Source organism: uncultured Nocardioides sp. (genome assembly GCF_902805925.1).
Lineage (GTDB): Bacteria > Actinomycetota > Actinomycetes > Propionibacteriales > Nocardioidaceae > Nocardioides.
Genome location: NZ_CADCUP010000003.1, coordinates 1 through 13,149, shown reverse-complemented (window position 1 = coordinate 13,149; position 13,149 = coordinate 1). Strand labels below are relative to the sequence as shown.

General features: G+C 72.3%; 15 protein-coding genes. 10 read left to right on the top strand and 5 right to left on the bottom strand.

Annotation, left to right across the window (positions count from 1 at the left end; translation table 11 throughout):
* Positions 1-164: 164 nt before the first annotated feature.
* Genes QZX64_RS00415 through QZX64_RS00395 form a run of 5 tightly spaced genes read left to right on the top strand, consistent with a single transcriptional unit; the run spans position 165 to position 3,034 of the window.
* Positions 165-758 carry a YdeI family protein gene (locus QZX64_RS00415; protein WP_295656043.1) on the top strand — a complete coding sequence of 198 codons (594 nt, stop codon included), beginning with the start codon at positions 165-167 and terminating at the stop codon, positions 756-758.
* 24 nt (positions 759-782) lie between these two features.
* On the top strand, positions 783-941 hold the full coding sequence (locus QZX64_RS00410; protein WP_295656046.1) for a DUF4177 domain-containing protein: 159 nt from the start codon (positions 783-785) through the stop codon (positions 939-941).
* Positions 941-1,399: a RidA family protein gene (locus QZX64_RS00405; RefSeq protein WP_295656042.1), complete on the top strand. Its 459-nt coding sequence runs from the start codon at positions 941-943 to the stop codon at positions 1,397-1,399. Before QZX64_RS00410 ends, QZX64_RS00405 begins: the two co-directional genes overlap by 1 nt.
* A 4-nt stretch (positions 1,400-1,403) precedes the next feature.
* Positions 1,404-2,252: an NUDIX hydrolase gene (locus QZX64_RS00400; protein ID WP_295656041.1), complete on the top strand. Its 849-nt coding sequence runs from the start codon at positions 1,404-1,406 to the stop codon at positions 2,250-2,252.
* Positions 2,249-3,034, top strand: a complete 786-nt coding sequence (locus QZX64_RS00395) for an MBL fold metallo-hydrolase (RefSeq protein ID WP_295656040.1) — start codon at positions 2,249-2,251, stop codon at positions 3,032-3,034. The genes QZX64_RS00400 and QZX64_RS00395 overlap by 4 nt, the downstream gene beginning before the upstream one ends.
* 18 nt (positions 3,035-3,052) lie before the next feature.
* On the opposite strand, the gene QZX64_RS00390 is transcribed toward QZX64_RS00395, so the two are convergent.
* A complete protein-coding gene (locus QZX64_RS00390; protein ID WP_295656039.1) occupies positions 3,053-3,730 on the bottom strand; it encodes a Crp/Fnr family transcriptional regulator in 678 nt (225 codons plus the stop codon).
* A gap of 169 nt (positions 3,731-3,899) precedes the next feature.
* On the opposite strand from QZX64_RS00390, the gene nth reads away from it, so the two are divergent.
* Genes nth through QZX64_RS00370 form a run of 4 tightly spaced genes read left to right on the top strand, consistent with a single transcriptional unit; the run spans position 3,900 to position 7,026 of the window.
* On the top strand, positions 3,900-4,631 hold the full coding sequence (gene nth / locus QZX64_RS00385) for an endonuclease III (RefSeq protein WP_295656037.1): 732 nt from the start codon (positions 3,900-3,902) through the stop codon (positions 4,629-4,631).
* Entirely contained in the window at positions 4,628-5,158 is a 531-nt protein-coding gene (locus tag QZX64_RS00380; protein ID WP_295656035.1) for a TlpA disulfide reductase family protein, read from the top strand. The genes nth and QZX64_RS00380 overlap by 4 nt, the downstream gene beginning before the upstream one ends.
* On the top strand, positions 5,155-5,850 hold the full coding sequence (locus QZX64_RS00375; RefSeq protein WP_295656033.1) for a CoA pyrophosphatase: 696 nt from the start codon (positions 5,155-5,157) through the stop codon (positions 5,848-5,850). Before QZX64_RS00380 ends, QZX64_RS00375 begins: the two co-directional genes overlap by 4 nt.
* A complete protein-coding gene (locus tag QZX64_RS00370) occupies positions 5,851-7,026 on the top strand; it encodes a MarP family serine protease (protein WP_295656031.1) in 1,176 nt (391 codons plus the stop codon).
* A 4-nt stretch (positions 7,027-7,030) separates the two neighbouring features.
* Here the strand turns inward: QZX64_RS00370 and QZX64_RS00365 are convergent, their stop codons facing one another.
* Positions 7,031-7,426: a phage holin family protein gene (locus QZX64_RS00365; protein ID WP_295656029.1), complete on the bottom strand. Its 396-nt coding sequence runs from the start codon at positions 7,424-7,426 to the stop codon at positions 7,031-7,033.
* A 165-nt stretch (positions 7,427-7,591) separates the two neighbouring features.
* Here QZX64_RS00365 and nhaA point away from each other — a divergent pair, with 165 nt between their 5' ends.
* Positions 7,592-8,812: a Na+/H+ antiporter NhaA gene (nhaA, locus tag QZX64_RS00360; RefSeq protein WP_295656027.1), complete on the top strand. Its 1,221-nt coding sequence runs from the start codon at positions 7,592-7,594 to the stop codon at positions 8,810-8,812.
* 96 nt (positions 8,813-8,908) lie between these two features.
* On the opposite strand, the gene acs is transcribed toward nhaA, so the two are convergent.
* The 3 genes from acs to QZX64_RS00345 all read right to left on the bottom strand — a co-directional run bounded on the left by acs (position 8,909) and on the right by QZX64_RS00345 (position 12,966).
* The gene (gene acs, locus QZX64_RS00355) at positions 8,909-10,879 is read right to left on the bottom strand and encodes an acetate--CoA ligase (protein WP_295656025.1); all 1,971 of its coding nucleotides are present in this window, start codon (positions 10,877-10,879) and stop codon (positions 8,909-8,911) included.
* A gap of 108 nt (positions 10,880-10,987) precedes the next feature.
* Positions 10,988-12,595 (bottom strand): cation acetate symporter, encoded by a 1,608-nt coding sequence (locus QZX64_RS00350; RefSeq protein WP_295656023.1) that lies wholly within the window; start codon positions 12,593-12,595, stop codon positions 10,988-10,990.
* Entirely contained in the window at positions 12,592-12,966 is a 375-nt protein-coding gene (locus tag QZX64_RS00345) for a DUF485 domain-containing protein (RefSeq protein ID WP_295656021.1), read from the bottom strand. Before QZX64_RS00345 ends, QZX64_RS00350 begins: the two co-directional genes overlap by 4 nt.
* Between the last annotated feature and the right edge of the window lie 183 nt (positions 12,967-13,149).

The window sequence follows — 13,149 nt, the reverse complement described above, 5'->3', positions numbered from 1 at the left end:
GGAGCGCCGTGGCCAGTGCGCGGTCGAACCACAGCCGGGACCGGGCGCCCAGCTGCCAGGGGCGGCGCAGCACCGACTCGTCCACGGGGGTCACCGTAGACGGGCCACGGGGCGCGCGCGTCAGTCCGCGGGATGATGTCGGTGGCCGGCCCTAGGCTGCCGGCATGGCCGTCGACCTGGAGGAGCTGCTCGTTCCCGACCCGGGCGCGTGGCGCGCCTGGCTGGAGGAGCACCACGACACCTCGCCCGGCGTGTGGCTGGTGCTGACCAAGAAGGGCGGCACGCGCACCACGATGACCTGGGCGACCGCGGTCGACGAGGCGCTGTGCTTCGGCTGGATCGACGGGCAGGCCCGGCGCCGCGACGACGAGACGTCCCTCCAGCGGATGACACCCCGCCGGCCGCGCAGCATGTGGTCGGCGCGCAATGTGGCCCACATCGACCGGCTGGAGCGCGAGGGTCGGATGACGCCTGCCGGCCGGGCGGCCGTCGAGGCCGCCAAGGCGGACGGGCGGTGGGACGCGGCGTACGCCCCGCCCTCGGAGGCCGTCGTGCCCGACGACCTGCTCGCGGCGATCGCGGCCGACCCTGCGGCGCAGGCGATGTTCGAGGTGCTGACCAAGACCAACCGCTACGCGCTCATCCACCGGCTCGGGCAGGTGAAGCGGGCCGAGACGCGGGAGCGCAGGATCGGGGAGTTCGTGGCGATGCTGGCCCGCCAGGAGACCGTCTACCCGCAGAGGGCGCGGCCCGACTAGGGTCGCCCCATGACGCACAGCTCGATTCAGAAGTGGGAGTACCTCACGGCGCCGATCCTCACCCACGCCGCCAAGCAGATCCTCGACAACTTCGGGGCCGACGGCTGGGAGCTGGTGCAGATCGCGCCCGGCATGAACCCCGAGAACAACGTCGGCTACTTCAAGCGCCCGGTGCAGTCCTGATGGCGCACCCGGAGGAGAACCTCGCCGGCCTCGGGCTCTCGGTCCCCGAGGTGGCCAAGCCGGTCGCGGTCTACGTGCCGGCGGTGCGCTCCGGCAACCACGTCCACACCTCCGGCCAGCTGCCGATGCGCGCCGGCGAGCTCATGTACACCGGCAAGGTGGGCGGCGAGGTCTCGGCCGAGGAGGCCGTCGAGTGCGCGCAGCAGTGCGCCCTGAACGCCATCGCGGCCGTCAAGGCCGTGGTCGGTGACCTGGCGCTGGTCAAGCGGGTCGTCAAGGTGGTGTGCTTCGTGGCCTCCACGCCCGACTTCACCGGCCAGCCGGGCGTCGCCAACGGCGTCTCGGAGCTGCTCGGGACGGTCTTCGGCGACGCCGGCGTGCACGCCCGGTCCGCCGTCGGCGTCCCGGTGCTGCCGCTGGACGCACCGGTCGAGGTCGAGATCCTCGTCGAGGTCTGAGCCGGTGCAGCGACTGCCGCTGCCGGGGCACATGGTCGAGCACGCGCAGGCGTACGCCGCGGGCTCGGCCGAGCCCGCGGAGCCCCGCAACGCCGCGACCGTCGTGCTGCTCCGCGGGTCGGCCGCGGGCCCCGAGGTCTACCTCCTGCGCCGGCGGACCTCGATGGCCTTCGCCGGCGGCATGTGCGTCTTCCCGGGCGGCGGGGTGGACGAACGCGACGACGACCCGGCCCTGGCCTGGGCCGGTCCGCCACCGGCGGAGTGGGCGACCCGGCTGGGGGTCGAGGAGGACCTGGCCCGCGCGCTGGTCTGCGCGGCGGTGCGCGAGACCTTCGAGGAGTCCGGCGTGCTGCTGGCCGGCCCGGACGCCGGCTCGGTCGTCTCCGACACCACCGGCCAGGAGTGGGAGGCCGACCGGGCCGCCCTGGAGTCGCACGACCTCGCCCTCGCGGACCTGCTCGTACGCCGCGGCCTGGTGCTCCGCACCGACCTGCTCGGAGCCTGGTCGGGCTGGCTGACGCCGGTGTTCGAGCCGCGCCGCTACCGCACCTGGTTCTTCGTCGCCGTCCTCCCCGAGGGCCAGCGCACCCGTGACGTGTCGAGCGAGTCGTCGTCGGTGGCCTGGATGCCCGCCGGCGCGGCCGTGGACGCGGTGGAGGCGGGGGACCTCCTGATGCTGCCGCCGACGTGGCTGACGTGCCTGGAGGTCGCACTGTTCCCCGCGCCGGCCGAGGTGCTCGCCGACGCCGAGGGGCGGACGGTCGAGATGTTCATGCCCGAGGTCGTCGCCGACGGGGACGGACACATCCTCTCCACCCCCGAGCGCTACACCGCACTGATCGCCGGCCGATGACCTGGGCGGGCGGCGCCTTCGGCGAGCGGGGGCGGTGCGTGCTGGCGCCCAACGCCGACCTGATGACCCTCGACGGCACCAACACCTGGGTGCTGCGCGAGCCAGGGGCGGGCCGGTCGGTCGTGGTCGACCCCGGACCCTCGATCCCCTCGCACCTCGACGAGGTCGCGGCGGTGGCCGGCGACGTCGCGGTCGTGCTGCTGACCCACCACCACCTCGACCACTCCGAGGCGGCCCGCGAGCTCGCCGAGCGGCTGGGCTGCGGGGTGCGCGCGCTCGACCCGGCGCAGCGCCTCGGCAGCGAGGGCCTCGCCGGCGGCGACGTCGTGGCCGTCGACGGGCTCGAGGTCCGCGTGGTCGCCACTCCGGGCCACACCGCCGACTCGCTCTCCTTCCTGCTGCCCGCCGAGGGCGCCGTGCTCACCGGCGACACGGTGCTGGGCCGCGGCACGACGGTGGTCGCCCACCCCGACGGCCGGCTGGGCGCCTACCTCGACTCCCTCGACCGCCTCCACGAGCTGGCGGCGGCGCACGAGGTCGGCACCATCTGGCCCGGTCACGGACCGGTGATCGACGACGCGCTCGGCGCCCTGGACTTCTACCTCGCCCACCGCCGCGAGCGGCTGGCCCAGGTGGAGGCCGCCGTGGCGACCCTCGACGCCGAGGCTCCCGACGTCGCCCGGCAGGTCGTCGAGATCGTGTACGCCGACGTCGACGAGGTGCTGTGGGGAGCCGCCGAGCTCTCCGTGCGCGCCCAGCTGGCCCACCTCTCCTCCCGGTGAGCGGGCGGCCGTCTGGGCCTAGCGGGCGCGGCGGGAGAGGCGCTCGACGTCCATGATCACCACGGAGCGGGGCTCCAGGCGCACCCAGCCGCGGGAGGCGAAGTCGGCCAGCGCCTTGTTGACCGTCTCGCGGGAGGCGCCGACCAGCTGGGCGAGCTCCTCCTGGGTGAGGTCGTGGTGCACGTGCACGCCGTCGTCGGCGGAGCGGCCGAAGCGGTCGGCGAGGTCGAGCAGCTGCTTGGCCACGCGCCCGGGGACGTCGGAGAAGACGAGGTCGGCCACGACGTCGTTGGACTTGCGCAGCCGGCCGGCGAGCTGGGCGAGCAGGCCACGGGCCACCATCGGGCGGCCCTCGAGCCAGCGCAGGAGGTCGGCGTGGGAGAGCGAGACGAACGCCGTGTCGGTGACCGCGGTGACGGTGGCCGAGCGCGGGCCGGGGTCGAACAGCGAGAGCTCGCCGAACATCTGGCCCGGCCCCATGATCGCCAGCAGGTTCTCGCGACCGTCGGAGGACGAGCGGCCCAGCTTCACCTTGCCGTCGGTGACGATGTACAGCTTGTCGCCGGAGTCGCCCTCGTGGAAGAGCACCTCGCCGCGACGCAGCGTCGTCTCGACCATCGAGGCGCGCAGCGCGCCGGCCGCCTCGTCGTCGAGAGCGCTGAACAGCGGCGCCTGGCGCAGTACGTCGTTGTCCACGGGTCCTCCAGTCTCGAGCCGCCCGAGTCGGGCCTCCTGCGCATCCTAGCCAGTGGGCTCGGTCACAGTGCCACACCCGTTGCAGGGGCGACGTGCCACACCCCGCGCCGGGAGGCGACGTGACACTCGCCTCGGAGGCGGTGTCGGCAGCGCGCCGTACTCTGGGCCCGTGCCTGCCGCGACCCCGACCTCCCGCTCCGACCGGCAGCGTCCCGACACCACCGTCGTACGCCGCGCCCGCAAGGTCGACCGCATCCTGGCCGAGACCTACCCCGACGCGCGGTGCGAGCTCGACTTCGCCGACCCGTTCGAGCTGCTGGTCGTCACGGTGCTCTCGGCGCAGACCACCGACCGGCGGGTCAACACCGCCCGGCCTGCGATCTTCGCCGCCTACCCCGACGCCCGGGCGATGGCCGCCGCCCGGCGCGAGCACCTCGAGCAGCTGGTGGGGCCGCTGGGCTTCTTCCGCGCGAAGACGGAGTCGCTGCTGAAGCTGAGCGCCGCCCTCGTGGAGCACCACGGCGGCGAGGTCCCGCCCCGGCTCGAGGACCTGGTGAGGCTGCCGGGCGTGGGCCGCAAGACCGCCAACGTCGTCCTCGGCAACGCCTTCGGCATCCCCGGCATCACCGTGGACACCCACTTCGGCCGCCTCGTGCGCCGCTTCGGCTGGACCGAGGAGACCGATCCGGTGAAGGTCGAGCACATCGTCGGCGACCTCTTCCCCCGTCGCGACTGGACCATGCTGTCGCACCACCTCATCTGGCACGGCCGGCGCATCTGCCATGCCAAGAAGCCGGCCTGCGGTGCCTGCCCGGTCGCCCGTCTCTGCCCGTCCTACGGCGCGGGCCCGACCGACCCCGTCGTCGCGCAGGCGCTGGTCAAGACGCAGGGCCCGGCGTGAGGCCGTACGCCGCGGCGCTGGCGGCCGCCGCGCTGCTGCTCACCGGCTGCGACTCCGGAGCGGTGGACGAGAGGCCCGACGAGGAGCAGACACTGCCCCAGCCGCTGCCCGAGCTGACCCTCGACGCCTTCGGCTCCGACGCCGAGCCGCTGCAGCTGGCCGACGTGCGCGGCCCCGCCGTCATCAACCTGTGGGCCTCGTGGTGCGGCCCGTGCCGCAAGGAGATGCCGATCCTCGAGGAGCTCCAGCAGTCCGATGCCGGCGTCGAGGTGATCGGGGTCGACTTCCAGGACGCCCGGACAGCCGAGGCCCAGGAGCTCGTCGAGCGGACCGGCGTCACCTACCCCCTCTACGAGGACTACGAGGGCGAGCTCAACGGGCTCGCCCCGTTCCCGGCGATGCGCGGGCTGCCCTTCCTGGCGTTCGTCGACGAGGAGGGGCGCGTGGTGCACCAGGAGTTCGTCATCATCGACGACCTCGCCGAGATCGAGGGGCTGGTGCAGGAGCACCTCGGGGTCGGGGCGTGAGCGACACCGCGGGGCTGCCGCGGTGGCTCGACCCGGTGGTCGAGGGTGCGGCCACCATCACCGTCGACGACCTCACCCGCTTCCTGCAGCCCGACGACGTCGTCCCCCGGCGCAGCGCCGTGCTCATGCTGTTCGCCGACGTCGACGGCGACGACCGTGGCGAGCTGCTCCTCACCGAGCGGGCCCACCACATGCGGTCCCACCCCGGCCAGGTGTCCTTCCCCGGCGGCAAGCTCGACCCCGGCGAGACGCCGGTGGAGGCGGCGCTGCGCGAGGCCGAGGAGGAGATCGGGGTCGACCCGGCCGGCGTGCAGGTGTTCGCCGAGCTGCCCGAGCTGTGGCTGCCGCCGAGCAACTTCGCGGTCACGCCGGTGCTCGGCTACTGGCGCCGACGCGGGCCGGTGGGCATCGCGAGCCCCGACGAGGTGCACGCCATCCACCACGTCCCGGTCGCAGAGCTGCTCGACCCGGCTCACCGCGTCTCCGTGCGCCACCCCAGCGGCTGGGTCGGCCCCGGCTTCCTGATCGGGCCCGAGCGTGACGTCATCCTCTGGGGCTTCACCGCCGGCATCGTCTCGCGGCTCTTCGACCACCTCGGCTGGGGCAGCCCGTGGGACGAGTCGCGCTCGCGCGACCTCCCGTCGTACATGCTCCGGGACGACCCCGTCCGTGTCGAGCTGCAGGAGGGCTGAGTGAACCTCCTCGACTGGCTGCTGCTCGCCCTCGCCGGCGTCTACGCCCTCTCCGGCTACTGGCAGGGGTTCGTGACCGGCGCCTTCGCCACCGCGGGCCTGCTGCTCGGCGGCCTGTTCGGGGTCTGGCTCGCGCCGGTCGCGCTGGGCGACGCCGCGCCGTCGTTGTGGGTCTCCCTCGGGGCGCTGTTCATCGTGATCGCGTCGGCCTCGCTGGGCCAGGCGGGCCTGCAGTACGCCGGCGCCCGGATCCGCGACGCCATCACCTGGCAGCCCGCGCGTGCCCTCGACGCCATCGGCGGCGCGGCCCTCAGCGCCGTCGCCGTGCTGATCGTGGCCTGGGCGCTGGGGGTGGCGGTCTCCGGCTCCCGCATCGTCGGGGTGACGGCGCTGGCGCGCGACTCCAGGGTGCTGTCGCAGGTCGACGAGAGGCTGCCCACCAGTGCCGACGGCGTGCTGCGTGCGTTCAACAACGTGGTGGGCACCACCTTCTTCCCCCGCTACCTCGAGCCGTTCGCGCCCGAGCGCATCGTCGAGGTCCAGCCCGGTCCTCAGCGGCTGCTCAGCGACCCCGACGTCGAGGCCGCCCAGGACAGCGTGCTGAAGGTGCACGGCACCAACTCGTGCGGCAACGGCATCGAGGGGTCGGGCTTCCTCTACGCGCCGGGCCGGCTGATGACCAACGCCCACGTCGTCGCGGGCGTCAGCGAGCCCGACGTCCTGCTGGAGACCGGACCCGTGCCGGCCCAGGTCGTGCACTACGACGAGGACCTCGACGTCGCGGTGCTCGCCTTCGACTCGGCGGGGCTGCCGACGATCGGGTTCGACCGGGAGGCCGGTGCCGGCGACGGGGTCGCCATCCTCGGCTATCCCCAGGACGGTCCGTACGACGTCCAGGTCGCGCGGGTGCGCTCGGAGCAGCGGCTCCGCTCGCCCGACATCTACGGCCACGGCACGGTCATCCGCGAGGTCTTCTCGGTGCGGGGCCTGGTCCGGCCGGGCAACTCGGGCGGCCCCATCGTGACCTCCCAGGGCCGCGTCGCCGGCGTGGTCTTCGCGGCGTCGGTCACCGACACCCAGACCGGCTACGCGCTCACCGGTGACGCGGTGGCCGAGAGCGCTGCCCGCGGCCTGACGGCCGGTGCAGCGGTCGACACCGGCAGCTGCGCCGGCTGACGCCTCAGCGGTGGGAGAGGGCGTTCTTCGTCTGCTGTGCCTGGCGGATGGCCCTCTCCGGACCCTTGACCTTCTTGACCTTGCGTAGGCCGATGAAGGCGAGCAGCCCCGCGAGCAGCACGTAGAGCGCCGTCACGATCAGGAACGCCCAGTGCAGGTCGAGGCCCGAGCCGTTCCAGTGGAGAAGGTAGGCGAGGGCGATCGAGAGCATGATCACCGCGAGCACGCCCAGGAACGCCGCGCCGGCGAACAGGCCCAGGCCCGTGCCGCCGGCCTTCACGCTGACCTTGAGCTCCGACTTCGCCAGCTGGATCTCCTTGGAGATGAGCGTGGAGATGTCGCGACTCGCGTCGTGCACCAGTCGGCCGATGGTCGGATCGGTGTCCTTGACCGGTTCCATGAGACCCCTTGTCGTGCTCGTTCGTCGTGGTCAGTGCCCGTGCGTCACAGCGGTCCGACCCTATACGAGCGCGCCGGCGGAGGGCGACGAGGCGTTCGGTAGGGTGGCCCGCGGTGCGCCGGGAAGTCGGGTCGGCAGTCCTGCCGCCGACCCCCGGGGAGTCCTATGAGCTCGGGCACCAACCCCCACGACCGCGGGGAGCGGCAGCGTTTCTTCCTGCCGACCAGCACGCTCGGTGAGGACACGTTCCTCGGCGACCTGTTCCGCCGCGAGACCGTCGGCGGCATGGTCGCCCTGCTCGCCGCGGCGCTGGCCGTCGCGTGGGCCAACTCACCGTGGGACACGGCGTACCTCGACCTGCGCGCGCTGGAGCTCGGCCCCCTCGACCTCGAGCACTGGGCCGCCGACGGCGCGCTGACCCTGTTCTTCTTCGTGGCGGGGCTCGAGCTCAAGCGCGAGTTCGTCGTCGGCTCGCTGCGCCGGCCGGCCGACGCCGCCGTGCCGGTGGTCGCCGCGGCCTGCGGGGTCGCCGTACCGGCCCTGATCTACGTGGCCGTCAACCTCACCAGCAGCAACGGGGAGCCCGGGGGCTGGGCGATCCCGGCGGCCACCGACATCGCCTTCGCCCTGGCGGTGCTCGCGGTCGTGGGGTCCAACCTGCCGACGTCGCTGCGCGCGTTCCTGCTCACCCTGGCGGTCGTCGACGACCTCATCGTCATCGTCATCATCGCGGTGTTCTACACCTCGACCCTGCACCTGGAGGCGCTGGCGATCACCTTCGTGGCGTTCGGCGTGTGGTGGATCGCGCAGCGCGCTCGCGTGAGCACGCCGCTGGTCTACCTGCCGATCGCGGTGGCCGCCTGGTGGTTCATGCACGAGAGCGGCGTGCACGCGACCATCGCCGGCGTGGTCCTCGGTCTGCTCACCCGGGTCCGGCCCGACGCGCACGAGCACCGCAGCCCCGCCGAGCGCCTCGAGCACCTGCTCTCACCGATCTCCGCAGCCGTCGCGGTGCCGTTCTTCGCCTTCATGTCGGCGGGAGTGGTGGTGTCCGGGTCGCTCGGCGAGCTGGCGTCGTCCCCGATCGTGATCGGGGTCGTGGTCGGCCTGGTCATCGGCAAGCCCGTGGGCGTGCTCGGCGGTGCCTGGATCCTCACCCGCTTCACGCGCGCGGAGCTCAACGAGGACCTCGAGTGGCGCGACATGTTCGGGGTCGCGGTGCTGGCCGGCGTCGGCTTCACGGTGTCGCTGCTGGTCTCCGACCTCTCCTTCACCGGCGAGGAGCGGGAGCTGGCCAAGACGGCCGTGCTGGGTGGGTCGCTGGTGGCCGCGGTGGCCGGGGCGCTGCTGCTGGGTCACCGCGACCGGTTCCGGTTCACGCCGTAGCCGCGACCTTCGGGGGGTCTCCTTGCGGTTCGTGGGGGTTGCAACGGGTGCCAACCGCGGGGATCCCCGGATATCCGGGGATCCCAACAGGCCTGCTCACCCCTCGGCGCCCGCGCCCGACCCCTCCTTGTCCTTGATCAGATCCATCACGGTGGAGTCGGCCAGGGTGGTGACGTCGCCGACCTCGCGGTGCTCCGCGACGTCCTTGAGCAGGCGCCGCATGATCTTGCCGGAGCGGGTCTTGGGCAGCTCCGGCACGACCATGATCTGGCGCGGCTTCGCGATGGCGCCGATCTCCTTCTGCACGTGCTTGCGCAGCTCCTCGACGATGTCGGAGCCGCCGTCGCCGGCGGAGTCGCGCAGGATGACGAACGCGCACACCGCCTGACCGGTGGTCTCGTCGGCCGCACCCACGACGGCCGCCTCGGCGACCTTGGGGTGCGACACCAGCGCCGACTCGATCTCGGTGGTGGAGAGGCGGTGGCCGGAGACGTTCATGACGTCGTCGACGCGGCCGAGCAGCCAGACGTCGCCGTCCTCGTCCTTCTTGGCCCCGTCGCCGGCGAAGTAGTAGCCCTGCTTGGCGAAGCGCGACCAGTAGGTGTCCTTGAACCGCTGGTCGTCGCCCCACAGCGTGCGCAGCATCGCCGGCCACGGCTGCTTGATGACCAGGTAGCCGCCCGACCCGTCGGGCACCGAGTCGCCGTTCTCGTCGACGACGTCGGCCTCGATGCCGGGCATGGGCGTCATCGCCGACCCCGGCTTGCCCGCGGTGACACCGGGCAGCGGCGAGATCATCACCTGGCCGGTCTCGGTCTGCCACCAGGTGTCGACGATCGGGCAGCGGTCGCCGCCGATGACCTCGCGGTACCACATGTACGCCTCGGGGTTGATCGACTCACCCACCGACCCCAGCAGCCGCAGCGACGACAGGTCGAACTGGTCGGGGATCTCGCGGCCCTGCTTCATGAAGGTCCGGATGGCGGTGGGGGCGGTGTAGAAGATCGTCACGCCGTACTGCTGGATGATCTCCCACCAGCGGCCCTTGTGCGGGGAGTCGGGCGTGCCCTCGTACATCACCTGCGTCGCTCCGTTGGCGAGCGGGCCGTAGACCAGGTAGCTGTGGCCGGTCACCCAGCCGACGTCGGCGGTGCACCAGTAGACGTCGGTGTCGGCCTTGAGGTCGAAGACCGACCAGTGCGTGTACGACGTGCCGGTGAGGTAGCCGCCGGTGGTGTGCAGGATGCCCTTCGGCTTGCCGGTCGTGCCGGAGGTGTACATGACGTAGAGCGGGTGCTCGGCGTCGTGCATCTCCGCCTCGTGCTCCGCGGAGGCGGAGTCGACGACGTCGTGCCACCACACGTCGCGCTGGTCGTCCCAGTCGACGTCCTGGCCGGTGCGCCGCACCACGAGCACCTTCTCGACGATGGAGGTCTTCGCGCAGGCCTCGTCGACCGCGGGCTTGAGTCCCGACGGCGCACCGCGACGGTAGCCGCCGTCGGAGGTGATGATCACCTTGGCGCCGCAGTCGTCGACGCGGGAGGCCAGCGCATCGGCGGAGAAGCCTCCGAACACCACGGTGTGCGGCGCCCCGAGGCGGGCGCAGGCGAGCATCGCGACGACGGTCTCGGGGATCATCGGCATGTAGATCGCGACCCGGTCGCCCGTGGCGACACCGAGGTCGGTCAGCGCGTTGGCGGCCCGGCAGACCTCGGCCTGGAGGTCGGCGTACGTCAGGTCGCGGGTGTCGTCGGCAGGCTCGCCCACCCAGTGGATCGCGACCTTGTCGCCGTGGCCGGCCTCGACGTGCCGGTCGACGCAGTTGTACGCCGCGTTGAGGGTGCCGCCGGTGAACCACTTCGCGAACGGCGGGTCGTCCCAGTCGAGCACGCGGTCCCACCGCCGGCCCCAGCTGAGGCGGTCGGCGGCCTCGGCCCAGAAGGCCTCCCGGTCGGACGCGGCGCGGGCGTAGGCCTCCTCCGTCATGTTGGCGTCGGCCGCCAGCGGGGCGGGCGGCTCGAAGCGGCGGTCTTCCTTCAGCAGGTTGGAGAGCGTCTCGTCAGCCATGGGGTGAACGTACTCCTCGGGATCGTCGCGCGGGATGGGTGGAGAAGTGGACCGGCCTCCCCGGCGGCCTCGCAGAGGAGACCGCCGGGGAGGCTGGGGACGTCCCGGTCAGTGGGAGACCGCGCCCTCGGCGCCGGCGCCGGTCAGCGCGCGCACCTCGAGCTCGGTGTAGCGGTCCTCCGCAGAGGGCTCGTGGCTGCTGATCGAGCCGAGGTAGCCCAGCAGGAACCCCAGCGGGATCGACACGATGCCGGGGTTGTTCAGCGGGAAGATCGACCAGTCGGCGTCGGGGAACAGCGAGGTGGGCGCCCCCGACATCACCGGCGACAGCAGCACCAGGCCGACCGCCGAGATCAGGCCGCCGTAGATGCTCCACGTGGCGCCGCGGGTGTTGAAGCGCCGCCAGAACATGTTGTAGATGATCGCCGGCAGGTTCGCCGACGCCGCGACCGCGAAGGCGAGCGCGACGAGGAAGGCGATGTTGAGGCGCTGCGCCGGGATGGACAGCGCGATCGCGATCGCGCCGATCACGAACGCCGCGATCCGGGCGACCCTCACCTCGTCCTTCTCCGAGACCGCCTCGTCCTTCTTGATGACCCCCTTGTAGAGGTCGTGGGCCACCGACGAGGACGACGCCAGCGTCAGTCCGGCCACCACGGCGAGGATGGTCGCGAAGGCGACCGCCGCGATGAGGGCCAGCAGGATGGCGCCGCCGGTGGAGCCGTCGCCACCGCCGACCGCCTCCGCGAGCAGCGGGGAGGCCAGGTTCTGGTTGCCGCCCTCCAGCGGGTCCACGCTGCTGCGGTCCAGCAGCGCCGCGGCACCGAAGCCCAGGACCAGCGTCATCAGGTAGAAGACGCCGATCAGCGCGATCGCCCACAGCACCGACTTCCGGGCGTCGCGGGCGGTCGGGACGGTGTAGAAGCGGATCAGGATGTGCGGCAGGCCCGCGGTGCCCAGCACCAGCGCCAGGCCGAGGGACAGGAAGTCGATCTGCGAGGTCAGCGTCGCGCCGTACTGCAGTCCGGGCTGGAGGAACGCCTCGCCCTGGCCGGAGTTCTCCGCGGCCGCGCCGAGGAGGGAGGAGAGGTTGAAGTTGAACTCCGCCAGGACCAGCACCACGATCAGCGCGGAGCCCAGCATGAGCAGCACGGCCTTGACGATCTGGACGTACGTCGTGCCCTTCATGCCGCCGACGACGACGTAGAAGATCATCAGCGCGCCGACGCCGATGATGGTGATGTTCTTGATGGCCTGGCTGTCGACGCCGAGCAGCAGCGCGACGAGGCTGCCGGCGCCGACCATCTGGGCGAGCAGGTAGAAGATCGAGACGACCACGGTCGAGAGGGACGCCGCCGTGCGCACCGGGCGCTGGCTCATCCGGAAGGCCAGCTGGTCGGCCATCGTGTAGCGGCCGGCGTTGCGGAGCATCTCCGCGACGAGCAGCAGCGCGACGAGCCAGGCGACCAGGAAGCCGATGGAGTAGAGGAAGCCGTCGTAGCCGTACACCGCGATGGCACCGGAGATGCCGAGGAACGACGCGGCCGACATGTAGTCGCCGCCGATCGCGAGGCCGTTCTGGAGCCCGGAGAAGGACCGGCCGCCGGAGTAGAAGTCGGCGGCCGTCTTGGTCTGCCGGCTCGCCCAGAACGTGATGGCCACCGTCAGGGCGACGACGGCGAGGAAGAGGACGCTGGTGAGTGCCTGGTCGCTCATGCCTGACCCCTCCGTCCGTCGGTCCCGGCACCGGTGCGGTACTGGGTCTCGAGGTCGCGGGCCAGCGGGTCGAGCTTCGAGGTCGAGTAGCGGCTGTAGAGGTAGGCGAGCCCGAACGTCGTCACGAACTGGAGGAGGCCGAACACCAGGGCGACGTTGATGTTCCCGACGACGCGGGTGCTCATGAAGTCGCCGGCCCAGTTGGAGAGGACGACGTAGAGGAGGTACCACGCCAGGAAGGCGGCGGTCGCGGGGAGCACGAAGCCCCGGTAGCGACGCCGCAGGTCCTGGAACTCGCTGGTCGCGTGGAGCCGGTCGTAGATCGGGTCGTGGCGTGCTGCCTGGTCTGACTGGTCGTGGATCTCAGCCACCGGGGTGCCTTTCCGTGCGCAGGGGAGGTCACGGGTGTGACGACCATCACTGTGACGCAGACGCGGGTACGGCGGGAGGAGGCGCGCGCCGCTCTCGGCCAGCGGGCTCGCGGGTCGGCCAAACGGTCGGTGCGGCACGACGAGTGGTCGTGCGGTCAGGCCGCCTCGAGCGGCAGCCGGAAT

What these genes read in the sequence shown, in the direction of transcription:
- QZX64_RS00415 (WP_295656043.1), top strand. Translation starts at nt 165, where the DNA reads ATGGCCGTCGACCTGGAGGAGCTGCTCGTTCCCGACCCGGGCGCGTGG.
- QZX64_RS00405 (WP_295656042.1), top strand. Translation starts at nt 941, where the DNA reads ATGGCGCACCCGGAGGAGAACCTCGCCGGCCTCGGGCTCTCGGTCCCC.
- QZX64_RS00395 (WP_295656040.1), top strand. Translation starts at nt 2,249, where the DNA reads ATGACCTGGGCGGGCGGCGCCTTCGGCGAGCGGGGGCGGTGCGTGCTG.
- QZX64_RS00365 (WP_295656029.1), bottom strand. Translation starts at nt 7,426, where the DNA reads ATGGAACCGGTCAAGGACACCGATCCGACCATCGGCCGACTGGTGCAC.
- nhaA (WP_295656027.1), top strand. Translation starts at nt 7,592, where the DNA reads ATGAGCTCGGGCACCAACCCCCACGACCGCGGGGAGCGGCAGCGTTTC.
- acs (WP_295656025.1), bottom strand. Translation starts at nt 10,879, where the DNA reads ATGGCTGACGAGACGCTCTCCAACCTGCTGAAGGAAGACCGCCGCTTC.
- QZX64_RS00350 (WP_295656023.1), bottom strand. Translation starts at nt 12,595, where the DNA reads ATGAGCGACCAGGCACTCACCAGCGTCCTCTTCCTCGCCGTCGTCGCC.